General features: G+C 56.9%; 21 protein-coding genes and 1 tRNA gene. 8 read left to right on the top strand and 14 right to left on the bottom strand.

Annotation, left to right across the window (positions count from 1 at the left end):
• Positions 1-5: 5 nt before the first annotated feature.
• From HY751_09985 to HY751_10015, 7 genes are all read right to left on the bottom strand, one after another.
• On the bottom strand, positions 6-2,234 hold the full coding sequence (locus tag HY751_09985) for an AAA family ATPase (protein ID MBI4666724.1): 2,229 nt from the start codon (positions 2,232-2,234) through the stop codon (positions 6-8).
• A gap of 204 nt (positions 2,235-2,438) precedes the next feature.
• The gene (gene lon, locus HY751_09990) at positions 2,439-4,910 is read right to left on the bottom strand and encodes an endopeptidase La (protein MBI4666725.1); all 2,472 of its coding nucleotides are present in this window, start codon (positions 4,908-4,910) and stop codon (positions 2,439-2,441) included.
• A gap of 81 nt (positions 4,911-4,991) precedes the next feature.
• Positions 4,992-6,242 carry an ATP-dependent Clp protease ATP-binding subunit ClpX gene (gene clpX / locus HY751_09995; GenBank protein MBI4666726.1) on the bottom strand — a complete coding sequence of 417 codons (1,251 nt, stop codon included), beginning with the start codon at positions 6,240-6,242 and terminating at the stop codon, positions 4,992-4,994.
• 54 nt (positions 6,243-6,296) lie between these two features.
• A complete protein-coding gene (clpP, locus tag HY751_10000) occupies positions 6,297-6,944 on the bottom strand; it encodes an ATP-dependent Clp endopeptidase proteolytic subunit ClpP (GenBank protein MBI4666727.1) in 648 nt (215 codons plus the stop codon).
• A gap of 4 nt (positions 6,945-6,948) precedes the next feature.
• Complete coding sequence (tig, locus tag HY751_10005; GenBank protein MBI4666728.1) at positions 6,949-8,253, bottom strand: trigger factor; 1,305 nt, start codon at positions 8,251-8,253, stop codon at positions 6,949-6,951.
• A 94-nt stretch (positions 8,254-8,347) separates the two neighbouring features.
• Positions 8,348-8,430 (bottom strand) — tRNA-Leu (locus HY751_10010).
• Positions 8,431-8,735: 305 nt separating this feature from the next.
• Entirely contained in the window at positions 8,736-9,152 is a 417-nt protein-coding gene (locus HY751_10015; protein ID MBI4666729.1) for a cytidine deaminase, read from the bottom strand.
• Positions 9,153-9,376: 224 nt separating this feature from the next.
• Here HY751_10015 and HY751_10020 point away from each other — a divergent pair, with 224 nt between their 5' ends.
• The 3 genes from HY751_10020 to HY751_10030 are packed head-to-tail and all read left to right on the top strand — an operon-like array spanning position 9,377 to position 11,631.
• Positions 9,377-9,691, top strand: coding sequence for a hypothetical protein (locus tag HY751_10020; protein MBI4666730.1), 315 nt, complete (start codon positions 9,377-9,379; stop codon positions 9,689-9,691).
• A 29-nt stretch (positions 9,692-9,720) separates the two neighbouring features.
• Positions 9,721-10,962: a CinA family nicotinamide mononucleotide deamidase-related protein gene (locus HY751_10025; GenBank protein ID MBI4666731.1), complete on the top strand. Its 1,242-nt coding sequence runs from the start codon at positions 9,721-9,723 to the stop codon at positions 10,960-10,962.
• 12 nt (positions 10,963-10,974) lie between these two features.
• On the top strand, positions 10,975-11,631 hold the full coding sequence (locus HY751_10030; GenBank protein ID MBI4666732.1) for a ribulose-phosphate 3-epimerase: 657 nt from the start codon (positions 10,975-10,977) through the stop codon (positions 11,629-11,631).
• Between the two features lie 46 nt (positions 11,632-11,677).
• On the opposite strand, the gene HY751_10035 is transcribed toward HY751_10030, so the two are convergent.
• Positions 11,678-12,340, bottom strand: coding sequence for an RluA family pseudouridine synthase (locus HY751_10035; GenBank protein MBI4666733.1), 663 nt, complete (start codon positions 12,338-12,340; stop codon positions 11,678-11,680).
• Between the two features lie 52 nt (positions 12,341-12,392).
• Here HY751_10035 and HY751_10040 point away from each other — a divergent pair, with 52 nt between their 5' ends.
• From HY751_10040 to HY751_10050, 3 genes are all read left to right on the top strand, one after another.
• Positions 12,393-12,764, top strand: a complete 372-nt coding sequence (locus HY751_10040) for a hypothetical protein (protein MBI4666734.1) — start codon at positions 12,393-12,395, stop codon at positions 12,762-12,764.
• Positions 12,765-12,854: 90 nt separating this feature from the next.
• Positions 12,855-13,148 carry a J domain-containing protein gene (locus tag HY751_10045; protein ID MBI4666735.1) on the top strand — a complete coding sequence of 98 codons (294 nt, stop codon included), beginning with the start codon at positions 12,855-12,857 and terminating at the stop codon, positions 13,146-13,148.
• Positions 13,149-13,360: 212 nt separating this feature from the next.
• Positions 13,361-15,445, top strand: coding sequence for a HEAT repeat domain-containing protein (locus tag HY751_10050; GenBank protein ID MBI4666736.1), 2,085 nt, complete (start codon positions 13,361-13,363; stop codon positions 15,443-15,445).
• A 112-nt stretch (positions 15,446-15,557) separates the two neighbouring features.
• On the opposite strand, the gene HY751_10055 is transcribed toward HY751_10050, so the two are convergent.
• From HY751_10055 to HY751_10080, 6 genes are all read right to left on the bottom strand, one after another.
• Positions 15,558-15,761, bottom strand: a complete 204-nt coding sequence (locus HY751_10055; protein MBI4666737.1) for a cold shock domain-containing protein — start codon at positions 15,759-15,761, stop codon at positions 15,558-15,560.
• Positions 15,762-16,104: 343 nt separating this feature from the next.
• Complete coding sequence (locus HY751_10060) at positions 16,105-17,280, bottom strand: metallophosphoesterase (GenBank protein MBI4666738.1); 1,176 nt, start codon at positions 17,278-17,280, stop codon at positions 16,105-16,107.
• A gap of 18 nt (positions 17,281-17,298) precedes the next feature.
• Complete coding sequence (locus HY751_10065; GenBank protein ID MBI4666739.1) at positions 17,299-17,832, bottom strand: hypothetical protein; 534 nt, start codon at positions 17,830-17,832, stop codon at positions 17,299-17,301.
• The gene (locus tag HY751_10070; GenBank protein ID MBI4666740.1) at positions 17,829-19,313 is read right to left on the bottom strand and encodes a hypothetical protein; all 1,485 of its coding nucleotides are present in this window, start codon (positions 19,311-19,313) and stop codon (positions 17,829-17,831) included. Before HY751_10070 ends, HY751_10065 begins: the two co-directional genes overlap by 4 nt.
• A gap of 10 nt (positions 19,314-19,323) precedes the next feature.
• Positions 19,324-20,028, bottom strand: a complete 705-nt coding sequence (locus tag HY751_10075; protein MBI4666741.1) for a formylglycine-generating enzyme family protein — start codon at positions 20,026-20,028, stop codon at positions 19,324-19,326.
• 103 nt (positions 20,029-20,131) lie between these two features.
• A complete protein-coding gene (locus HY751_10080) occupies positions 20,132-21,055 on the bottom strand; it encodes a hypothetical protein (GenBank protein MBI4666742.1) in 924 nt (307 codons plus the stop codon).
• A 318-nt stretch (positions 21,056-21,373) separates the two neighbouring features.
• Here HY751_10080 and HY751_10085 point away from each other — a divergent pair, with 318 nt between their 5' ends.
• Together HY751_10085 and HY751_10090 are read left to right on the top strand one after the other, a co-directional pair.
• A complete protein-coding gene (locus HY751_10085) occupies positions 21,374-22,504 on the top strand; it encodes an efflux RND transporter periplasmic adaptor subunit (GenBank protein MBI4666743.1) in 1,131 nt (376 codons plus the stop codon).
• A gap of 25 nt (positions 22,505-22,529) precedes the next feature.
• A complete protein-coding gene (locus HY751_10090; GenBank protein ID MBI4666744.1) occupies positions 22,530-23,186 on the top strand; it encodes an ABC transporter ATP-binding protein in 657 nt (218 codons plus the stop codon).
• Positions 23,187-23,233: the final 47 nt, after the last annotated feature.

Here is a 23,233-nt window from a genome sequence, read left to right on the forward strand (position 1 = left end):
CGTATTTATCCGGCCGCAACCGGTTTGCGGAGCGACTTGATCCACCGCGTAACGAAAACCCTGGCGGCTTGGGCGTACTCTTTAACGGTTGGAACCGGGAGATTGTTCAGCGCCACCGCCGTTTTACCGACGTTCCATTCCCCGCCCAGCCTGTGGCGCAAAACCGCCAGCTCGTCTTTGGGCGTGGCCCCCACACCGGCCACCAGTAGCGCAGAGCCCGAAAGCGCCGCCGCCACCATCCCGTCCAGATGGGATGTGGCGGAAGGGGTGTCCACAATCACCATGTCGTACCTGGTTTTCATTTCGGCGAACAGGGTTTTGGCTTTGTCCGTTTCCATGTAACGCTCCTGCAACGCCGGGTCACGGTCCGCGGTAAGGGCGAAAAGGTTCTCCACCGGCGTGGGTAGCACAGCTTTCTCCAGCGTTGTTTGGCCTGCAAGGCAAGCGCCCAGGCCGTCACCCATGGGCAGGCCGAGCATGTCGTGGATTGTAGGAGCGTGGGGGTTTGCGTCCACCAAAAGGACCCGTTTGCCTTCCATCGCCCAAATGGCGGCCAGGTTGGCGGCCACCAGGCTTTTGCCGGAACTTTTCCCGCAGGACAACACCGCCACGGCGCGGCCATCGCCGGCCACGGCGTTTAAGCCCCGCCGCAAATTCCTGAAAGCTTCCCGGAATGGAGAGCCCACAGGGGTGGAGCTAACCAGTGTTGATCCGGTGGAAACCGGGATCTCGGCGACCACCGGATCATCCTCCCCCTCTTTCCTTGCGTCCGCCCGGCTGGCTACAGTGTTATCAGCATATTCTGCCAGCAAGCCGAAGGTGATGCCGAAAAGAACGCCCAGCGCGATGCCAAGCATGGCGTTTATGCTCACCGACGGGTGCATATGGTCGGCGTCGTCCTCTTCCTCCACAATGCCAGGCTCGGCCACCACCATATTGGAAATGTCGGCGGCCTCGGCCACGTCCACCTGGTGCATGTATTTCAGCAACGACTGGTAAATGTCCTGCATCACCGACGCGCCGGTTTTCAGCTGGGAGAAATCGGCGCTCTTGGAAGACAGTTTCAGCGCCTCGGCCATCAGCTTGTCGTAAATCTTCTGGTAACCATACTGCTGACCCTCGTACCCGGCCATTTCCGAATACAGGCTTGAGAGTTTTGTCCGGATGTCGGTGTAAACCGGGTCAACGGAAACCGTCTCCTGGAAAAACTCCTTTTGCGCCTCTTCGGCGATGAGTTTTTTGGCCTCGTCTATCTTCCGCTCCACATCTATAACGGCGGGATGCTCGGAAGTGTATTTCCCGAACATTTCCGCCCGTTGCAGGTAGTAGTCTTTCAGGTTGTTTTTTAGCGACTGCGCCACGTCGCTCACCTTGATGTCCTCGGCGGTCTTCATCATCGCAGGCATGTTTTTAAGCCGTGATTCAAGCCTGGATATGGACTGTTTTATCCGGGCCACGCCCAGTTCGGCGTTGACTATGTTTTTCTTCAGCTCGTAGGAAGTGTCAACGTATTTGGATATCTCGGAGCTTAAGTCCAACACTTTCTCGGCCTCGTTGTACTCGGCCACCTTTCTGAATGACGCTACGTATTCATCACGGACGGTTTTTAATCGCTCGTTTAGCGTTTTGCGGATGTTGGCGTATTCGGCGCGCACCCTTACCACCTCTTCGGCCAGGAAAACCCGGGCCACGCCATTCACTATGCGCATGGCCTGTTCCCGGTCGGTGGAATAGGCGATGAAATCCACAACGTTGGAGTCTTCATACTGCTCGAACTCCACATAGGGGCGCGGGAACACGTAGGAGGTGATCCCGAAATCCACCAGGTCCTCGGCGGTCATCTTCACCACCGAGCTGTCCACATCCACCCCCAAAAGGCGTAGTGGCGGCTTGAGGAACGGGAGGTATTTGAAGATTTTCCCGCGGATCCTTTCCCGGGTGATGTTCTCCTCTTCGATGACTTTTTCGTAAACGGGGCGCATTTCGGCCAGCGCCAGGTAGTTGGCCATGTCCGTTTCGGAGATGGACTGGCTGGAGCCCAGGGTTTGCATGCCCACCACCGACAGCAAAGAGGAAAGCGCCTGGGATTTGCGGATGAAAACCCTGGCCGTGGAATCGTAAGAAGTTGGGACAAGGGCGGTGCCCAGCGTTATCGGAATAAAAGTGGCCAGCAATACCAGGCCCATAAGCCTTCTTCTCCGCCACAGGATCGAGAACAGTATCCTAAGTTCCATTTAACCCATGCCGTTACGACGATTAATCAAGGAAAAGTCGCAATATCATACCCTTTCTTTGCGGGGCATGGGTAGCCCGGAGTTTTAAAAGTGTTGAAGCCCGATGAAATGGATATTTCCGCTTCCCCCGTGGCCGCTGACCGCGGTTTTTAATTAATGCCAAAAGATGGCGCCGGGCGGCTACGGCCAAGCGCTACAGGTATTTTAATTCAGCGGCGGGCCGGGCTGGGGGCGCTGGGGGCGCAACCGTTTGCGGACCGGTTTGTGGGGCGGCGCCTTCTTTTTCGCTCGGGCGCCTATGGGATGGACAAGGGCTATTTTCAAAACCTCATCCATGTTCCGCACCGGAATTATGGTGAGCTTTTCCTTCACGTTGTCCGGCACTTCGGCCAAATCCGTCTCGTTTTCTTTGGGGATGAGCACGGTTTTGATGCCCGCCCGGCCCGCCGCCAGAAGCTTTTCCCGCAACCCGCCGATGGCCAGCGCGTGGCCCCGCAGGGTTATCTCGCCGGTCATGGCCACGTCGCGCCGCACGGGGATGTTCATGAGGGCCGATGTCATGGCCAGCGCCAGCGTGAGCCCGGCCGAGGGGCCTTCCTTGGGCGTGGCGCCTTCGGGGATGTGGATGTGGATGTCTATCTTGTTCTGGAACCCGCCGGGCAGGCCAAACCGTTTCGAGCGTGACCGGATGAAAGACAGCGCCGCCTGGGCCGACTCTTTCATCACTTCACCCAGCTTGCCCGTAAGGATAAACTGGCCTTTGCCCGCCAGGATGCTGGTTTCTATCTTCAATATGGAGCCGCCCAGTTCCGTCCACGCAAGCCCCGTGGCCACGCCCGCCTCATCGCGGCTTTCGGCCAGGTCGTCCTTGAATTTTACCTCGCCCAGGTAATCCACCAGTTTCTCCGGACCCAGGCTGGTTTTCGTTTTCATCCGCGCGGAAAGGGCTTTTTTAGTGCTGGTGGTCTCGGCGATGTCCCGGGCCACTTTCCGGCATATGGAGGCTATCTCCCGCTCCAGGTTCCGCACGCCCGCCTCCCGGGTGTAGTTCTGGATGATTTTCAGCAAAGCGCCGTCGTTGATGGCCATGGCCTGTTCCGTAAGCCCGTGCTCTTTCACCTGCTTGGACAGAAGATATTTGCGGGCGATGGCCAGCTTTTCGCCGTCGGTATAGCCGGGGATGTGGATGACCTCCATCCTGTCCAACAGCGGCCGGGGAATGGTGTGCAACGAGTTGGCGGTGGTTATGAACATCACCTCGGAAAGGTCGTAGTCCACCTCCAGGTAATGGTCGTTAAAGGCGCTGTTCTGCTCCGGATCCAAAGCCTCCAGCAGGGCAGAGGCCGGATCCCCCCGGAAATCGGACGAAACCTTGTCTATCTCATCGAGCATGATGACCGGGTTTTTCGTTCCGGCTTTTTTCATGGACTGGATGATGCGGCCCGGCAGGGCGCCGATGTATGTGCGCCGGTGGCCGCGAATCTCCGCCTCGTCCCTCACTCCCCCCAAAGAGAATCGCACGAATTTCCTGCCCATGGCCCGGGCGATGGATTTGCCCAAGGAGGTTTTCCCCACACCAGGAGGCCCCACGAAACAGAGGATGGGGCCTTTCATCCGTTCAACGAGTTTCCGCACCGCCAGATATTCAAGGATGCGTTCCTTCACCTTTTCCAGCCCGTAATGGTCTTCCGCCAGTATCTTGCGGGCGTGGGCTATGTCCAGGTTGTCTTTGGTCCCCTGTTTCCATGGAACGTCCAACAGCCAGTCTATGTAATTGCGGGATACGGTGCCCTCGGCGGAAAGGGGAGGCATCTGCTCCAGCCGGTCCAGCTCTTTTAGGGCTTTCGCTTCCACCTCTGTTGACATTCCGGCGGCCAGGATGCGCCTGCGAAGCTCGCCAAACTCCCCTTTTTCCCCTTCGGGGCCCTTGCCCAGCTCTTTTTGGATGGCCTTCATCTGCTCGGTCAGGTAGTAGTCCCGCTGGGATTTTTCCATCTGCCGTTTCACGCGGTTCTGGAGCCTTCTCTCAATCTGCCCCACCTCTATTTCGTTCTGGAGTTTTTCTATTATTTTCTCCATCCGGGTTTTCACATCGGCCATCTCCAGAAACTCCTGCCGATCCTCCAGCGCCAGCATAATGGTGGCCGCCACCGCGTCGGCGAACTGGCTGGGGTCTTCAATGCCGGTTATCTGGCCCGCGGCGTCCCCCGGCAGGCGGCGGTTGAGCTTGATATATTTCTGGAACAGCGTCCTTGCGATTTTGTGAAGCGAATGCGCCGCCGTGGAAGCCTGGGCGGCCCCCCCGGCCAGGTTGGCGTAGTTGACCAGGAACATCTCGCCGGAGTTTACGAACCCGGTAATGCGCACCCGTTCCATGCCTGTAAGCAGGGCTTTCACGGCGCCGTCGGGCATCTTGAGGATTTGGCCTATCTCCGCCCGGCACCCTATCTGGTATATGTCTTTTGGGGCCGGGTCGTTCATCATGGCGTCTTTCTGGGCGGCCAGGACAACGCTTTTATTTTCCGAAAACGCCTTTTCCAGCGCCTTGATGGATTTCGGGCGGCCCACGAAAAGCGGAGCGTTCATGCCGGGGTAGAAAACGATGTCCCGCAGGGGCAGAAGCGGCGACGCGGTTTGCGCGGCCTTGTTGCCCGGGGCCTTTTTTGGTGGGGTCATGGGTGGCTCTACAACCTGTTATATCCGGGCGTCAACCGCGTTTGGCAGGTTGCGCCCGGGATCGTTCTATAAATAAAGCCGTCAGCTGGCCTGTTTCTCGTCCTGTTTTTCGTACAACAGCAGGGGCCGCTCCCGGCGGCTGATGACATCCTCATTTACGATGCACTCTGTTACTTCGCTCAAGCCCGGCAGTTCGTACATGGAGTCCAGCATGACCTCTTCGAGAATGGCGCGCAGGCCACGGGCGCCGGTCTTGCGCCGCACCGCCTCGCGGGCGATGGCGTGGTATGCCCCGTCGGTGAACTTCAGCTTCACCCCTTCCATCTCCATGAACTTCTGGAACTGCTTTACTATGGCGTTCTTCGGCTCGGTGAGGATGCGCACCATGGAGCCCTCGTCCAGCTCGTCCAGCGTGGCCACCACCGGCAGGCGGCCTATGAATTCCGGGATAAGCCCGAACTTCAAAAGGTCCTCCGGCTGTGTCTGCCGCAGAAGCTCGTTCTGGCTGGTGTCGCGCCTGTCTTTCAACTTGGCGCCGAACCCCATAACCTTTTTGCCGATTCTCTGCTCTATTATTTTCTCCAGCCCAACGAAGGCGCCGCCCACTATGAACAGTATGTTGCCGGTGTCCACCTGCAAAAATTCCTGATGCGGGTGCTTGCGCCCACCCTGCGGCGGAACCGAGGCTATGGTGCCCTCGATGATCTTCAACAGGGCCTGTTGCACGCCCTCGCCGGAAACGTCCCGGGTGATGGAGGGGTTTTCGGATTTTCGGGAGATCTTGTCTATCTCATCTATGTAGATTATGCCCTTCTCAACCTTGTCTATGTCGAAATCCGCCACCTGGCAGAGCCTCAGGATGATGTTTTCCACATCCTCGCCCACATACCCCGCCTCGGTCAGCGTGGTGGCGTCCACAATGGTGAAAGGCACGTTGAGAAGCTTCGCCAGGGTCTGCGCCAGCAGGGTTTTGCCGGAGCCGGAAGGGCCGATGAGCAGGATGTTGCTCTTCTGGAGCTCCACCCCGTCGGCGTTCAGGTTGGCGTCTATACGCTTGTAGTGGTTATACACCGCCACGGAGAGCACCTTTTTGGCGTAGTCCTGCCCGATAACGTAATCGTCCAGGAACTTTTTAATCTCGTGGGGTTTTGGAATGTGGGTGGTGGAGGTTGTTTTCTCCTGGTTCCACTCCTCCATTATTATTTCGTTGCACAGGTCTATGCACTCGTCGCATATGTACACCGTGGGGCCGGCAATGAGTTTTTTCACCTCACTCTGGCTTTTCCCGCAGAATGAACAGCGAAGCGCCCCTTCCTGCTTATTCTTTCCCATTCGCCGCTCCTGTTCTAAAGTTCCGGATTTACTTCAAGCCTTTCGCAACTCTGGCTAGTCCAGCCCTTCCGGCTTTTTCTTCACCTCCGGGCGGGAGACTATCACCTCGTCCACAAGCCCGTACGCCTTGGCCTCTTCGGCCGACATGAAATAGTCGCGGTCCGAATCGCGGCGCACCGTTTCGGCCTCTTTGCCGGTATGCTTGCCCAGGATCTCCTCCAGCCGGTCGCGCAGTTTTTTAATCTCGCGGGACTGGATCTCGATATCCGTCTGCTGGCCCTGGAACCCGCCGGATGGCTGGTGGATCATTATCCTGCTGTTGGGCAGGGCGTGCCGTTTGCCCTTGGCGCCAGCCGCCAGCAACACCGCCCCCATGGAGGCCGCCTGGCCTATGCAGATTGTCTGCACGTCCGGCTTTATATACTGCATGGTGTCGTAAATGGCCATGCCGGCGGTTACTATGCCGCCGGGGCTGTTTATATAAAGATGGATGTCCTGCGACGGATCGTCCGCCTCCAGGAAAAGAAGCTGGGCGATGATGAGGTTGGCCACGTGGTCGTCTATGGGGGTGCCCAGGAACACTATCCGGTCTTTCAGCAAGCGGCTGTAAATGTCATAGGCGCGTTCACCGCGGTTGGTCTGCTCCACCACTACGGGCACCAGCATTTGTGACCGCTCGGAATAACCGCCGGAGGCGTTCATAACGTTACTTCGCATTGGGCTCCTCTTCAAACTTGTCTTCGATTTTAGCTTTTTCAAGCATGGACTTGTAGGCCTTGTCCTTGAACAGGTGGTTTATCAGGCCGTCTATCCCGCCAGACTGCATAAGCTGGCGCTGGACATCCTCATACGGCTGGCCCATCATCTGGGCCATGCGCTGGATCTCGTCGTCTATGTCGTCGTCGGTAACTTCGATGCCAGCGCCGTTGGCGTAAGCGCCCAGCACCGCCTGCTCTTTCAACAGCCATACGGCGTCTTCCTTGTGCCGTTCCATGGCCGATTCATTGTCCATCTGAAGCTCCGCCATGGAAAGCCCCTGGCTTTGCAGGCGGCGCTCCACCCGCTCGCGCACGGCGCGGGTCTGCCTCTCCAGCAGGCGCGGGGGAAGCTCGAACGGGTTCATCTCCACCAGTTTTTCCATGAGGGAAATGCGCAAAGTCTCCTCCGACGACTCGGCGTAACGCTTCTCCAGGGCCTGGCGAATGTCCGCCTTAAGCTCGTCCAGAGTGTCGAACTGGGAGACCTCTTTAGCCAGCTGGTCGTCCAGCGGGGGCATTATCTTTTGCTTTATCTCGTTGACCTTTATCTTGAAGACAACTTTGGCGCCAGCCAGTTCCGGGTCGGGGAAATCCTTGGGAAGCTCGGATTCAAACTCCTTGCCCTCCCCCTTGTTCATGCCGAGGATCCCGTTATAAAGCCCCTCCAGCATGCCTTCTTTGGAGACTAGCACCTGCCGGTTCACGCCGTTGAAGTGGGGGACGGGCTGGCCGTCCCTTTCCGCCGCGTAGTCTATGATCGCAAAATCGCCATCCTGAACGCCCCGGCCCTCCACGGGCTCCATGCGGGCGGCGCTCTCCCTGCTCCTTTCCAGGACGCGGTCGATCTCGGCGTCGGTCACTTTGTGGAGTTTTCTTGTAAGGGTAAGGCCGGAAATGTCGCCAAGCGTCACTTCCGGGAAAAGCTCCACAGTCACCGCGAAGGAGAAGGGCTGGTTATCGTCCATGCGGACATCTTCGAACATCGGGTCGCCCACGGGGCGCAACTTGTGGGTTTCCAAAGCGGAGCGATAAGCTTTTTCTATGATTCGCTGGCCGGTCTCGTTTTTTATTTTCGAGGAGAACAGTTTTTCCACCATGCCTTTGGGAACCTTGCCCTTGCGGAACCCGGGAGCCTCGGCGTGTTTAAGGTATTCGCTCACCACGGCGGCCCTCTCCACAGAGACATCCTGGTTGGGCACTTCCACCGTTATTCTTTTTACACAGGGCCTGATCTCGGCCAGCTCGATCTTCAAAATAAATCCACTCCTCACTCTAAATATAACAGCTTAACCCGGGTTGTTATCCCGGCTTTTTTATAAACCGTTGGGGTTTTATAACCGCTCCGGCTGGTGCGAAAGGGGGGACTCGAACCCCCACGGTTGCCCACTGGATCCTAAGTCCAGCGCGTCTGCCAGTTCCGCCACTTTCGCAGAGTCCTCAAAACCCGGCAAGGCCCTGCGCGGGCATCGCTTAAGTTAACATGAAAATTCTATCACGAGGGGGCGCGGAACGTAACTTTTATAAACCCGGGGTGGTGTCCCGGTTTGAATCTCAAATAATAGACAGATCCTTCACTTCGCTTGCGCTTCGCCCAGGATGACAATGTGATCAACGGCTTTTATATTGTCATTCTGAGCGTAAGTGAAGAATCTCCCCTGTACTTTCAAACTGGGACACTACCAAACCCGGCGCATTTAACCATGCCGGGCCGACCCGCCATGGCGCGGGTGGCTGGTTATTTTATGGAATCGCCGCCAAAGGGGCTTGGAAGCAGTTCCCTTATGCCCATTCGCGCAGGTTCGCCGCCATCGGCCGCAATCACTATGGCCACGTCGCCGAACTCGCTTATCACCTGCCTGCAAGCGCCGCAGGGGAACGTTTTTTCGCCGGATGACGATACCACCGCCAGCCGTGTTATGCGCGTGAAACCCTCGGACACCGCCTTGAACACCGCCACCCGCTCGGCGCATACCGTTAGCCCGTAGGAGGCGTTCTCCACATTGACGCCGGTAAATATCCGCCCGTCGGAGGTGAGCGCCGCGGCGCCAACGCGGAACTTCGAATATGGGGCGTAGGCGTTCTCCATTGCCTGCCGGGCGATGGAGATGAGGTCGTCATCGGTAACAAGCGAATCGGGTTTATCGTTGTCCATGGGTTTTATTTTAAAGCCTTTCGAATTATAGGTAGTGTCTCAGTTTGAAAGTACAGGGGAGATTCTTCACTTACGCTCAGGATGACAATATAAAAGCCGTTGATAACATTGTCATCCTGGGCGAAGCGCAAGCGAAGTGAAGGATCTGTCTATTATTTGAGATTCAAACTGGGACACCACCGAATTATAACCTCACGCCGCCGGTTTAAGGCTAAAATCCCATCATGGAACTGGTTTATGTTCAATGTTCGCTGGACGACGGTTCGGTTGGCGCATGGTCTTCCACGCGGGGCATCTTAAACACCGAAGAGGTCCATTGGCGGGCCGTGTTTATGGTTCCGGACCTGGCCCCGGTGGAGGCGCAGGCCAGGGCGCTTATCCATTTTCTGGGGGATGTGGAGGCTGTCCCACAGGACGAGCGGCTGTGGATTCTGGATTCGGCCAAAAGGGCCGGATACGGCATAGCTCGCATAGAAGATGGGGAGCCGGCGCTGGATCCGGAGGAAGCGTTCGCGCTGTTGTTGTTACCGTTTACTTAAACACCGTCCTCGTGTAAAACATCCATGTCATGAAAAAGGCGATAATCATCACCGTGGGCAACGAGGTAACCTCGGGCCACATAATAAACTCCAACGCGGCGTGGCTGGCCAAGGCGATAGAGCCTTTAGGTCTAACGCCGGAGCGGGTGCTAACCCTCCGCGACGAGGAAAAAACCCTGGCCGCCGAAATCCGCCAGGCCATGAATAAATACGACGTGATTTTTATCACCGGCGGCCTGGGCCCCACCCATGACGATGTCACAAAACCCGCCATCTGCAAAGCGTTCAACGCGAAACTGGTCCGGGACAGAAAGGCGCTGGGCTATGTGCGGGCGCATTTTAGAAAGATAAACAAGCCCATGGGGCCGGTGAACGAAAGCCAGGCCGACGCGCCGGAAGGGTGTGTTGTAATTCCCAACCGCTTCGGCACGGCGCCCTGCATCCATTTCAGCCGTGGCGGTCACCTTTTATTCGCCATGCCCGGCGTGCCTTACGAGATGAAGGGGATAATGGAAACGGAAGTTATCCCAAGGCTTAAAAAAGCGCTACCCAAAAGGACAATCAAACGGGTGGTCATCCATACCTCCGGCATTTCCGAATCGGGTCTTTACTCCAAAATAGAGCAGGCCGGAGGCGCTCCCAAAGGTGTGGAGATGGCTTATCTGCCTTCGTTGTGGCAGGTGGATTTGCGGCTGACGGCCACGGGCAGAACCCCGCGGGAGGCCAGCGGGAAGCTGGACAAGGCCGTAAAAACCGTTTTGAAAGTGGCGGGGCCGTACGCTTTTGGGAGGGACGGCGTTTCGCTGGAGGAAGCCATCGGCATAAAACTGGTGGCCAAGGGGCTTAAACTGGCATCCGCCGAAAGTTGCACCGGTGGGCGGTTCGCCGCCAGGATAACCTCGGTTTCCGGCTCGTCCCTCTATTTTCTGGAAGGGCTGGTGACGTACAGCAACAACTCCAAAATAAAAAGGTTGAACGTAAAACCCGGCACGTTGTTAAAGTATGGAGCCGTTAGCGCCGAAACCGCGGCGGAGATGGCCGAGGGGGCGTGCAAATCCACCGGGGCCGACATAGGCATGTCCGCCACTGGGGTGGCCGGGCCTTCCGGCGGCACAAAGGAAAAACCCGTGGGGCTTGTGTATGTGGGGATGTGCGCGAAAGGCCGGGTGGAAACCCGCCAGTTCCTGTTCGGCGAGGAGCGCAACCGCAACCAGGATCGCACGGTGAGGGAAATGTTAAACTGGCTGTGGGCCGTTTGTAACTCCATTTGATTTGGGAAAACGATGAACACTCGAAAAACCCTTGTAGCGCCTTCAATCCTTTCCGCCGATTTCGGCAGGCTGGCCGAAGAGGTGGCCGCCGTGGAGCGCGGCGGAGCGGACTGGATCCACGTGGACGTGATGGATGGCCATTTCGTGCCCAACATCACCATCGGCCCGCTGGTGGTGGAAGGTCTGCGCAAATACACCAAACTGCCGTTGGACGTGCATCTGATGATAGAGAACGCCGACAGGTACGCGCGGGATTTCGCCTCCGCCGGGGCGGACATCATAACCGTCCACGCCGAGGCGTCGCCCCATTTGCACCGCACCATTTCGCTTATCAAAAGCCTGGGCAAAAAAGCAGGGGTCTCATTGAACCCCGCCTCCAGCCTGAGCATGCTGGACCATATCATCCACGAGGTGGACATGGTTTTGCTCATGTCCGTAAACCCCGGGTTCGGCGGGCAAACGTTCATTCAAAACTCCCTGGCCAAGGCGCGGAGCCTGAGGGCCCTGGTGGATGGCATGGGGCTAGCCATAGACATAGAGATGGACGGGGGCATAAAAGGGGACAACGCCGCCCCGGTGCGGGAGGCCGGGGTGAACGTGCTGGTGGCCGGGTCCGCCATTTTCAAAAGCGCCGATTACGCGGGAACCATCGCCACCATCCGGGGCTGATTAATTCGGCGCCCCTCGACAGGCTCGGGGTAACAAAGAAACACTTCTATATCTTCGGCCAGCCTTTGGGCGGTTTGGCGCTGAAAGTCACATCTTCCTTCTTTACGGGATGGTTAAACGTAATCCCCCGGGCAAACAGCATTATGTTCTTGTTTGGCGTGGGGGAGCTGGCGCCGTATTTTAAGTCGCCCACGATAGGGTGGCCAATGGCCGAGAGCTGGGAGCGGATCTGGTGCGGCCTGCCGGTGATAGGGTTCACCTTCAACACGCTCACTTTCCCATCCGTCCATGCCAGCTCATAATCCAGCACCGCCTCTTTGGCGTCCCCGTGGGGATGTTTGTACGCCCGCACACGGTTCTTTTCCCGGTCCTTGGCTATGTAATGGGTCAGCCTATCCCGCTCCTTGTCCGGCGTCCCCTCCACCATGGCGAGATATTCCTTGCGCACCTCTTTCTTCCGGAGCTGGTCCGACAGGCGCGAGGCGGCCTTGGATGTTTTCGCGAACACCACCAGCCCTCCCACGGGCCTGTCCAGCCTGTGCACAAGCCCAAGGTAAACCGCGCCGGGCTTGTTATAGGTTGTTTTAAGATGCTCTTTCACCACCGTCAACAAGTCCGGGTCGTTGGAGGCGTCGGACTGGGTGGGCATGTTGAAAGGTTTTAGGACCACGATAATGTGGTTGTCCTCGTACACTACTTCTATGGCCATTTTGATTCCTTATACAAAGCCGCCTTATGGCCGCAATGTTATACTTTAAAGCATGAGCGAGCTAAAAGTCACCCAGCCTCCTGTTTGCCCCCATTGCGGGGAGACCATGAGCAAGTTCGACACGCCCCCGGTAGCCTTCAGCGACGGGCTGGGCTGGGGCGCGCCGTTCCTGTGGATCTGCGATAACGACAACTGCCCTGTTTTCCGCAAAGGGTTCGACACGGTGTTCGGCCAGTACGGGCAAACCGCATCCATGCGGTTCATCGTGGAGCCAGACACGGGGCGCGGGTCGGTAACGCCATCGTTCACCTTCGACCCGGCCCATATGGCCAAGTTCCTGGCCACGCGGGACCGCCGGATGAAAGAGATTTTAAGGGCCCATCCGCCGGATGATGACGATGACTGGACTGAAGAGGACGACTGACCCCCTTTTACAGGGCATTGACGAGCGGCAGGTTTAGACATGGGCAACGGAAAATATCAAGGCGACCAGTTTTTGGATTGGCGCAGTGAGATGTTCGGCCGGGAGTCCGCCGCCCGCAGGATACTGGGGGTGGACGAAGGGGCGGGGATAACCGAAATCCGCCGCGCATACCGCCAGCTGGCGTTTAAACACCATCCGGACAGGAATCCGCAAGACCCCTCCGCCCACCGCCGTTTCGCCAACATGACCAACGCCTACATAGTTCTGGCCAAGGGACGCCCCATGGACATTGCGGACGATAACGGTTTATTGCCCCGGAAAGCGGACCCGTTACAGACCAGAAACGGTTACATGGAGTGGTGGCGCAGGAAGTTCGGGTTTTAATATCAGCCATATCCTTGACACGGAATAGCACTTGCGATTGAATAAGCCCATCGGCGGCCCGCCGTTGGAAAATTCGTAGCGTTTATACGGCGGGGGAGGGCGGAATCCCAGGTCTTGAGCCTCCGCCAGGGGTGTTTTTCCATTTGTGACAAAACTGGTTTTTTGCGCGCAGGCTCCCCAGCCGGGCCGCGCCAGGACCAATAGCAGGCCGAATGTTCGAGAAAATCAAGGTTGGCGGGTTTCTTTCCAAATATCCCAAAGCGGAGGGGCCGGAAAGAAAAGGCCTCATCGAAAAACTGGACGCGCTGTGGGAATTCGCCATTCCCATGGCCGCCGACGAGTTGCGCTACAACCGCATGCTCTACATGGACGCCGCCGAGATTTTCGAGAAGCTTTATAAAAAAGAACGGCTTCCGGTTTACATCAAAGGGCTTGGCGACTCCAAAGACAACGTGCGCGCCCTGTATAAAGAGACCCTAAAGAAGCAGGGGAAAGCCTCTATATTGCCCAACCTGGCGGACAGCCTGGCCAGCGACGACAATGTTTTGCGCAGGACAGCCGGGGAAATGATAGTTGAAATAGGCGACGCTTCGGTGACCTATAAAATTATTCCCCTGCTCAAAAGCGAGAACCGCGACGTAAAGAAAACCGCCATGGACACCCTGGCGTCCCTCAAATCCGAAAAAGCCTCGGAAGCCATCTTGCCCTTGATGGACGATCCGGACTCCTGGGTGAGGCGCAAGGCGGTGGAGGCGGTGTGCAGGCTTAAAGACAAGGCCACCCTCGCAAAGCTCCGGCATGTGGCGTTGAACGAAAAAGACGCGGCCATCCTGAAAATGGTCATAGAAACGGTAGGGGAGATTGGCGGCAAAGAGGACGCCGTGGCCATTCTCGGGCTCATTAGAAACCCGGACATGATGATAAGGCAGATGGCCGCCGGAGCCGTTATAGCGATCGCCGATTCGGAGATCGTGCCCAAAGTGGTGGAGCTTCTCATGGATGAGGACGTGAACACACGCAGGACCGCCGTGGATGTTCTCAACGGGCTTAAAGACCCGAAAACCGCCGGGGCGCTGGTGCGCGCCATAAAAGATGGGGACTGGTGGGTGCGGGAGATAGCCACCGACGCTTTATCCGCCCTTGGAGGCGAGAAGATAAGCCAGATGATAATGGGTTTGCTCACCGACCAGGACGAGTACGCCCGGAGGTCCGCGGTGGAGTTTTATTGCCGGGTGAAAGATCCGGCGGCATTTCAAATACTCTTAAACCTTCTGGCCGATAAAGACTGGTGGGTGCGCGAAAAAGCCATAACCGCCCTGGGGCTGATAGGCGACCCTGCGGCCATTCCCCACATCGAAAAGCTGGTGGGGGACAAAGAGGTGAAATGGGCCATACCCTCCGCGCTGGCCGCCATCGGGGGAGCCGCCGCGCTAAAACCGTTGGGCCTGATGCTCAAAGACAGCCAGCGGGCCATAAGGCTGGAAGCGCTCCGCGCCGTGACGCTGATAGATTCGGACGAGACGGTGGGCCTGCTAAAACGGGCCGCGTTGGACCAGGACGTTGAAGTGATGGCCTCGGCCCTGAAACTCCTGCGGGAAAAAACAGGGCAGGTGTGGCTGAAAGAGGACGTTGAGGCGGAACTGGGCAAGGAAGAGAAGGCCCCCGTAACCAAAGCCGCCCCTCAAACCGTTACGCCCATAATAAACAGGGTGGATGTGAAACCTGGCGAGATATTCACGGAGGCCATCCTGGTGGCGGACCTTTGCAATTCCACAGACATGGCCAACACCTATGGCGACAATTTCGTTTTCCAGCTGGCGTCGGAGTTCTGCAACATAATCCTCGCCGCCGCCGAGGACGAGAAAGTCAGTTTCTCCAAAAGTACCGGTGACGGATACCTGATGACTTTCCCTTCGGTGGAAAACGCGCTGGGAACCGCCAAGCGGACTCTGGACGAGTTGGCGGCGCGCAACGCCGCCGTGGAGCCCAAACGCAGGATAGCGTCCCGGTTCGCAGTGAACATCGGGGAATGCCGCGTGGACATGAACGGCGACAGGCAAGGGGTGGCGGTGAACATGACCTTCCGTGTGGACGGGGTGAAAAGGGACACCATGATCCCGGCGCCGGGGGGAGTGGGCGCGGACGAAATGCCCATGGAAAACAGGATATTGCTCACGGAGCCGGCCAGCCTGGACATCAAGGGTAACGCCAGGTTCCCCACCCGGCTGTTGGGCTTTTTCGAGTTGAAAGGGATAACCGGCCTGCACCGGATATATCAGCTGATGGAGGGCGGATAAGTATCGGCCGGCAAGCGTTTAAACAAGCGCTTGCCTTGAATCGAAAAGGGCTGGCGCGCCAGCCAGCCCGTTCGTGAGAGCCGCCGGTAACTGGATACCGGCGGTTTGGTTTTTACAGCTTCATTACGTTCTTGGCGTGCAGACCCTTAGGGCCTTCAAATATTTCGAATTGCACCGGCTGGCCGTCTTGAAGGGTTTTATAACCCTCGCCGGAAATGGCGGTGTAATGGACGAAAACGTCCCCATCCCGCTCTTCTTCTTTTATGAAGCCATACCCCTTAGCGTTGTTGAACCATTTGACCTTCCCCGTAGCCATTTCAAACTCCCCCTCTAAACATTACAAAGCCAAACCGCATCGCGCATACACCATTGCAATAACGCATGGCTCCGCTGAAATAGCGGGAAAACGCCGGATGTAATTTGGCGACACCCCTAAAAGTTTAGAACGCAAAAATGCTCTGCGGCCGTCCCTCACGGCGCGGCAAAGTTTCTATATAAAACCGTAAGATTAGCTACGGATGTGGTTGTAAAAAACGTTGTCTGGCGCAAGAATGCCCCAAACCCTTTTCCCCCGAATTCTAGCGTTGAAAATTATATTTAACAAGCGCAAGAAAGTCAACATGGTTTTTTACGGTTTTTATCCGGCTTGCGGAAAAGGGTCAGGCGGCGGTAAGGGTTAACAGGGTTATTTCCGAAGGGGCGCCAAGCCTCAGCGGCGGGCCCCAGTATGCCGCGCCCCGGCTTGTGTAAACGGGCATGCCATTGTATTCACTCAACCCCGGCGGCACCGGGTGGAACAGGGGGATGACAAGGTTCCAAGGGAAAAACTGTCCGCCGTGGGTATGCCCGCACACCATCAGCTGGAACCCGGCGGCGGATACGTATGAGGCGCTTCTGGGCTGATGGGCCATCATCAGCTTGAAATCGCAGGGGGGCGCTCCATGCTGGGCCCTGTCCGTGTCCGGCAGGTGGCCGGGAATATCTTTTCCGGCGCTGTGGTCTGGTATCCCGGCCAAAAGCATTTTGGAGGAGCCCCGGCTTATCACCCTGTGTTCGTTCACCAGGGTGGTCACACCCATCCGGTTTATCTCCCCCAGCCAGTCCAGCGCGCCCCAGTAATACTCGTGGTTTCCGGTAACGAAATAAACGCCGTCGGGAGCGTTCAACCGGCCCAGCCAACTCATGTCCTCTCTTAATTCGCGGACATAGCCGTCCACCATGTCGCCGGTCACCATTACCATGTCAGCGTGGAGCGGGTTTATCCTTTCCACTATCCGTTTAAGGTAGCCGCCCCTCAGGGTGGGGCATAAATGGACATCGGTGATATGGGCCAGCTTGTAACCATCGAAAGCGGACGGCAGATTTTTTATGGGAATCGTCACCTGTAAAAACGCCGGGTCGCGGCTGGCTTTGTGATATGCCGCCCCGGTGGTGATAGCCGCCGCGCCTGCCACCAATCCGTTGGTGACTTCAATCAGGAACCGGCGTCTGTCCGGATTGAAATCCAGTTTGAGGTTATCTTCCGCGCCTGCCCGTTCACTGGCCTTTATGGCGATTCTCGCTATAACCCAGCCCGCGTCGCGGACAACCGTATAGGGGAAAACGATGGTCATAAACCCCGCCCCGATGAACACCATGTTGTATATCCACGGCGTCTCCCACGCCCAGGCGTTGTTTCGGATGACGAACATGGAAGGGAGGAGCAGTGTGTGAAGCAGAAGGATCACCCATAGGGCGAACTTTCGGGGATGGGCGGTTTTCAACGGTCCGATTAATCTGGCCCCCACATAAATATGGGCCCCCAGGTAAACCGAGAACGCGATTAGGAAAAACATCTGGCCCTCCGCCTCCAGCTATGAATGGCGCTGAATCTTCACACTCATGGGGGTCACTATGGCGGCTATGGCCGCGGGGGCCAGCCAACTGAAAGCGAATCCGCCGAAAACGAAACCGGCGAATCCCACGAGCCAGCCCAGCACAAACCCGTTGTTCTCATGATAAAAGAGCCGGGCGGTTTTTTGGAAGAGATTCCGGTTATCCGCGAAAAACACGCCCGCCCCGGCGCCGGAGATGGCCACCATGGACCCATGCGCCCAAATAAGGCTTAAATCGAAAGGATGTGTCCGCAATAGGGCCATGGACAGGTAAAAAGCCCCAAGGCCCGCCGGCGCCCAGAACCATCTGTTAGTGAAAACCGGTGATCCGGTAAACCGCCCTGCGAACAGACCCAATCCGCTACCGGCCAGCCAGGCGACGGTGACTGTGGCGAAACCCTGATATGCGGAGGTCATGTAAACCGCCAGTCCCCAGAAATAACCGGTCTGGAGCAGTGCGAAATAAATCCCCGCCAAAAAGGCGAACCGCGCTCCGGATCGTCCGCCGTTCATTTTCCGGCTCCTTTTGGGGGCGTGAACCAGCCGATGATCCTGTCCATGCTTGTAAGCACAGGGAAACGCACATCGTTCCAGCTTATGGGCCGGGCCTGCCCGATAATTTTACGGGCTTGATCCTTGTTCCATGTTTGGGACAGGTCACCGCCAATTTTACGGGCCGCATCATTGAGGGTATCAACGGACATTGAAAGGTCATTTCCCGCCAGCGCAAAGCTGTAAGGGGAACCTTTTGGCGTGTAAATCAGCGTTTTGTCAAAGGTGGAAACTATCGCCTGCCCCACAACCCTGGGCATTAATCTTCCACTTTCCAGCAGGCCGCACAGGGATATGGACAGCGCGCCGCCTGGATTAAGCCGTTCTTTGGCGAGCCGCATGAATTCTTCGGAATACAAGAGGCCGGTCTGGATGGTGTACGGCGCCGGGATGTCCACTATTATAAGGTCGAACTTTCCGGTGGCGCTTGCCAGGTAATGCTTGCCGTCGTCAATTACAAGGTTCCAGCCGGGGAGCTTGTCCACCCGATTTATGTCCGCGAAATATTTCCGGCTGGCGGCTATCACCGCAGGGTCAATCTCCACGGTGGTCACTCTCTGCGCCGTGGCGGAAGCGTAAGCCACCGACTGCATGGTTCCAGAGCCCATCACCAAAACATTCCGTGGTTTCAGCGCCTCCACCGGCAGGCGGGTCAGGTAGAAGTTGAACAGGCTCAAAGATGGGGAGCCATAGAACATCACGCCGTTCAGGAATATATACCGCCGTTTATTGCTGGCGGTAAACACATCCACCTTCTGATAGGGGCTGTACACGCTGGAAAGGACATTCTCCACCTCGATGTCCTTAACGGTCCGGTAGTAATAGGCCAGGCTCCGCTTATCCAGCTCCGGCGAAATGAAACCGTATGCCAGCGCTGATCCCGCCGTTATGGCGTACATCACGGGCCGGTTCAAGATCAGGGCCACCAGAAGCGCCATACCAATTTGGTAGGCCACCGCCATTACCCAGGCTTGCGTTCCGGCCAGGGCAAAAACGGTTCCAAGCCCAGAAGCGAATCCGAGGATCTCCAGCGCGTAAAAAACCGGTAACGCCTTGCCGCCGCCAGAGGAGTCTATGAACGCCGGCAAAACCACCGAGAAGAACGAGACAAAGGTGAATATCACCAGGAACAGCAACACTATAAGCGCCAGCCCCGGAAGGAATCCGGAAAGGTATCCGCTGATGATTCGTAACGAGAAGGGGAACGAAAGATGCAAAATGAAAATCCCCGGCGCCAGCCAGCCGAGGGCCTCCAGGGAGAGTTTGTCCGCCAGTTTGTACCCCACGGAAAGGCCGGTGAAAAAACTGAGTGTGACCAGCAAGATGACCATTTCCGAACCCATGGCCAGCGCCGTCACTTCCTGAGCCAGGAAAAACTGGGCCAGCGCCAGGCAGAACCCGGAAAGAAAAACGGCCGCCAACCCTTTTTTATGGATAGTCATTTAATAAACATCATTTGGCGCAACGGAACCCGTTGTCATACCCGCGCTGGCCGGGTAATAATCCCCAGCGGAAAGAGACCCTAAGGCTTTCCAGCTTGTGATCCCACGAGCCGCCCCGGATGGAATGCCGCTCGCCGGATGGGGGCCCCTGGGGATTGTAAAGCGGGCTTTGGGAATAATAGTCGTAACCGTACCAGTCGTTAAGCCATTCCCATACGTTGCCGCAGAGGTCGTATATTCCCAGGGCGTTGGGCGGGAAACTGCCCACAGGTGTGGGGCCGTGCCCATAGTCCCATCCATAATTCACGTCGGCGGGTGATACGCTGTCTTTATTGTTGCAGTACAGGCCGTTGCCGGTAAGCTCACGCGCTGAATATTCCCACTCGGCCTCGGTTGGCAACCGTTTTCCCTGGCTGGCGCAAAAGTCGTGGGCCTCCTGCCACGTGGCCTGGTCCACCGGGCATGTGGGGCAATCGCTGAACCTGGCCGGGTTCGAGCCCATCACGGACTGGAACAGGGTTTGGGTAACCTCGTATTTATCCAGGTAGAAACCGTTCAGGCATACCTTGTGGACGGGACGCTCGTTGGGCAGTCCCATGTAGCGCGTGTCTCCCATTTCAAAACAGCCTTCAGGAATGTAGGCCATGCCTTCGGGAGCATCTGTGCCGTCGCCGCAGGCGGCGATGAAAACAAGCGCCGGGAACAAGACAGCCATTAAGAATCGCGCCACGCCAAACCCAGAAAACTGTTTCATGTGTCCATTCTAAATAAAAAAAGGGGCGGCCATGAAGACCGCCCCTTTGAATATCAGTCCAGCATCAGTTGCTGTACAAGAGACCCGACACCCTGTTGTCGTCTCCACCATGGCCGCCTTCATCATCTTCGCCGTCACCGTGCCCGGCTCCGTCGGCGTGGCAGGCTATACAGTTGGAATTGCTTACGCGGCTGTGGCTATAGCTCCAGCTGATGCCGCTGGTGTGGCACCCCTCGCAGGCGAACCCGGAGTAGTGGCCGCTGTGGCAACTGGCGCATCCGGAGGATATGCCGGTATGGGTAAAGCTTGCCCCTGCCCAACTGGGGTACGAGTGACAGCTTTCGCAGGTTGTTCCGTAGTGGTTCGCCGGCATCGTGCTTATGTGACAGCTGGAGCAACCGGATGTATATATATGCGCCCCCCCGCTACTGAAACCCCAGGAGCCGCTGGAATAGGTGTGGCAGGCCTCGCAAGGCGTGGAGGCGCGCCCGTCGCTGGCGTGGGTGGACGGCGCCCTTCCCGAATGGCACGACAAACAGGAGGTGGTCAAATAGCTGTGCCACTCCGTATGGCTCACCCTTGAATGGGATGTGAAACTGTCGGAATAATGGCAAGAGTTGCAGTAAGTGCTGATGCTATGGGAAGCGTGGTTGAAGAGATTGGTGCTGTTATAGTTGGCGGAATGGCACTGGTAACATATCTGGGTGCGGTCCGCCGTGGCGCTGGTATTGCCTTGTACCCCGTCGGTTCGGGCGGAGGTCCTATTGGTGAGGGGCAAAGCGTGACAAGTGGTACCGCATTCGAAATTGGCGTGGGAACCGGCCATGTAAGATTCGTGCCATGAATAGTCTGGTGTTTTTTGGATTCCGCTTAAGTTGGCCGTGGAACTACCCCCTGAAAGAGAGGAGCCGTTACTGCCGCCACCGCCATCGCAGGCTGTGAGAGCCGCCATCGCCAATATCATTAAACCCGCCAGATACTTACGCATACTCTAAAGCCCCTCACAGCTTAATATGGTCAACTTAATAAATGTTCGTTGCGCCTGAGCCGGAACAAGAAAAATTTCATTTTCAGTTAAGCAAGCCTTGTGCCTATTCCCAAGCCAGTTTGAGTTGGATGAAAAGAGCTTATAAATCAATATCAAGAGTCCCTCTGAATAATATAATCCATTTAATTGGAGCTTGTGGGGAAACTTGAAAATGACTGGATTTAGGACAAATGACCGTCTTGATTCGAGTCATCCAGCGGATTTTTCCAACAGTATTGAATCATTCTAAATCAACATGGAATGGTAAGATAGTTGACCATGAAGAAGAAAATAGCGTTTGTAGCCGTTGGTTTGGTGGCGCTTTTCGCCGGGGGGTTCTACTTTTCCGGGGATGGTGGAAACGAGGCGAAAAACCGGATCAAGACCATGGTGACCAAACGGGGCGACCTGGTTTTGTCCATTTCCGCCACCGGGGCCATAGAGCCGAATTTCCAGGTGGAGGTAAAGTCTAAAGCCTCGGGCGAGATAATGGATTTTCCCTACGAGCCTGGCGATACGGTAAAAAAGGGAGACAGGCTGTTAACGCTGGATCCTTCCACGGAACAACGCAACCTGGCCCAGATAGAGGCGGACAGGTGGCGGGCGAAAGCGGATGTGGAATCGGCCCAGGCTTCTCTGGATGAAGCCCGCTCCAAATATAACCGGGCCAAGGCGCTGATGGCAGAGGAACTTATTTCCCAGCAGGACATGGAAAGCGCCGCAAGCCTTTACGCCTCCGCCCAGGCGAAACTGTCGGTGGCGCAGGCGGCGGAACGCCGGGCGGCCATTGCCGTGGAAGAGGCCAAAGACCGGGTGAGAGACACGGTGGTCACTTCTCCCATGGACGGGATTTTGCTGGAGAAGACCGTGGAGCGGGGGCAGATAATATCCTCTGGCATATCATCGTTCACCGGCGGGACGAAGCTTTGCGTGGTGGCGGATGTGTCCCGTGTATTCATACTCGTCACAGTGGACGAGACCGACATAGGCAAAGTTGCCCCGGGCCAGAGGGCCAGGATAACCGTGGACGCCCACCCGGAGAATGTTTTTGAGGGGGTGGTGGAGCGGGTTTACCCCAAAGGGGAAGAGCAGGACAAGATAACCATTTTCAAAGTGAAAGTGGAGATTATAGGCGAGGGACGCACGTTGTTGAAATCTCAAATGACCGCCAATGTGGACATCATCCAGAGCGTGCGCAAAAACGTTATCGCCGTGCCCGATGAGGCGTTGAAGACCGATGATGAAGGCAAAACCCGGTATGTGACGCTTCTGGTCAACGGCAAACAGGAGAAACGGTTTGTGAAAACCGGCCTTTCCAACGGGTTCGACACGGAGATAGCGGAAGGGCTATCGGGGAATGAAACCGTTATTACACGCATGCCAGCGCCCCCTAAAGACGAGGATAAATAAACGCCAGTCCATCGGCGTTACCGCCATGATAGAAATCGACAACTTAAGAAAAGTTTACAGCCTGGACGGGGCTCAGGTGGAGGCTGTGGCGGGCGTCACTTTTGGGATTGAGCGGGGTTCCTTTACTGCCCTTATGGGCCCTTCCGGCTCCGGCAAATCCACGCTGATGAACATCCTGGGCCTGCTGGACACACCCACGTCGGGCCGGTACGAGTTGGATGGGCGGGACGTTTCCAACCTGGCCGACGACGAACTGGCCCTGGTGAGAAACCGCCAGCTGGGTTTCGTTTTCCAGAGCCATAACCTGCTACCCAGAAACACTGTGCTGGAGAATGTGTGCCTGCCCCTGTATTACCGGGGGGAGGCGGAGCCTATGGAAAAAGCCCGCCGCGCCCTTTCGCAAGTGGGGTTGAGCGCCCGCGAGAACCATTATCCGGGGCAGATTTCCGGCGGCGAGTCCCAGCGGACAGCCATTGCCCGCGCCATTGTGGGGAACCCGAAAGTGATTCTGGCGGACGAACCCACCGGCAACCTGGATTCCAAAACCGGCGCCCAGATAATGGACATACTGGTGGATTTAAATAAAGAAGGGGTGACCATTGTGGTGGTGACCCACGATTCCGAGATAGCCTCCCACGCCCACAGGATTATAAGAATGCGGGATGGAAAGCTGGTGGATTGAAAAGCGCGGGCGGGAAAAAAGAAGCGGGGCCTTCTGGCGGCCCCGCC

The organism is Nitrospinota bacterium, from assembly GCA_016208975.1.
GTDB lineage: Bacteria > Nitrospinota_A > UBA7883 > UBA7883 > JACRLM01 > JACQXA01.

Bases quoted from the DNA above. Each gene is read 5' to 3' on its own strand.
- HY751_09985 (MBI4666724.1), bottom strand. From the start codon at position 2,234: ATGGAACTTAGGATACTGTTCTCGATCCTGTGGCGGAGAAGAAGGCTT.
- lon (MBI4666725.1), bottom strand. From the start codon at position 4,910: ATGACCCCACCAAAAAAGGCCCCGGGCAACAAGGCCGCGCAAACCGCG.
- clpX (MBI4666726.1), bottom strand. From the start codon at position 6,242: ATGGGAAAGAATAAGCAGGAAGGGGCGCTTCGCTGTTCATTCTGCGGG.
- clpP (MBI4666727.1), bottom strand. From the start codon at position 6,944: ATGAACGCCTCCGGCGGTTATTCCGAGCGGTCACAAATGCTGGTGCCC.
- HY751_10015 (MBI4666729.1), bottom strand. From the start codon at position 9,152: ATGGACAACGATAAACCCGATTCGCTTGTTACCGATGACGACCTCATC.
- HY751_10020 (MBI4666730.1), top strand. From the start codon at position 9,377: ATGGAACTGGTTTATGTTCAATGTTCGCTGGACGACGGTTCGGTTGGC.
- HY751_10025 (MBI4666731.1), top strand. From the start codon at position 9,721: ATGAAAAAGGCGATAATCATCACCGTGGGCAACGAGGTAACCTCGGGC.
- HY751_10030 (MBI4666732.1), top strand. From the start codon at position 10,975: ATGAACACTCGAAAAACCCTTGTAGCGCCTTCAATCCTTTCCGCCGAT.
- HY751_10035 (MBI4666733.1), bottom strand. From the start codon at position 12,340: ATGGCCATAGAAGTAGTGTACGAGGACAACCACATTATCGTGGTCCTA.
- HY751_10040 (MBI4666734.1), top strand. From the start codon at position 12,393: ATGAGCGAGCTAAAAGTCACCCAGCCTCCTGTTTGCCCCCATTGCGGG.
- HY751_10045 (MBI4666735.1), top strand. From the start codon at position 12,855: ATGTTCGGCCGGGAGTCCGCCGCCCGCAGGATACTGGGGGTGGACGAA.
- HY751_10050 (MBI4666736.1), top strand. From the start codon at position 13,361: ATGTTCGAGAAAATCAAGGTTGGCGGGTTTCTTTCCAAATATCCCAAA.
- HY751_10055 (MBI4666737.1), bottom strand. From the start codon at position 15,761: ATGGCTACGGGGAAGGTCAAATGGTTCAACAACGCTAAGGGGTATGGC.
- HY751_10060 (MBI4666738.1), bottom strand. From the start codon at position 17,280: ATGTTTTTCCTAATCGCGTTCTCGGTTTACCTGGGGGCCCATATTTAT.
- HY751_10065 (MBI4666739.1), bottom strand. From the start codon at position 17,832: ATGAACGGCGGACGATCCGGAGCGCGGTTCGCCTTTTTGGCGGGGATT.
- HY751_10070 (MBI4666740.1), bottom strand. From the start codon at position 19,313: ATGACTATCCATAAAAAAGGGTTGGCGGCCGTTTTTCTTTCCGGGTTC.
- HY751_10075 (MBI4666741.1), bottom strand. From the start codon at position 20,028: ATGGCTGTCTTGTTCCCGGCGCTTGTTTTCATCGCCGCCTGCGGCGAC.
- HY751_10080 (MBI4666742.1), bottom strand. From the start codon at position 21,055: ATGCGTAAGTATCTGGCGGGTTTAATGATATTGGCGATGGCGGCTCTC.
- HY751_10085 (MBI4666743.1), top strand. From the start codon at position 21,374: ATGAAGAAGAAAATAGCGTTTGTAGCCGTTGGTTTGGTGGCGCTTTTC.
- HY751_10090 (MBI4666744.1), top strand. From the start codon at position 22,530: ATGATAGAAATCGACAACTTAAGAAAAGTTTACAGCCTGGACGGGGCT.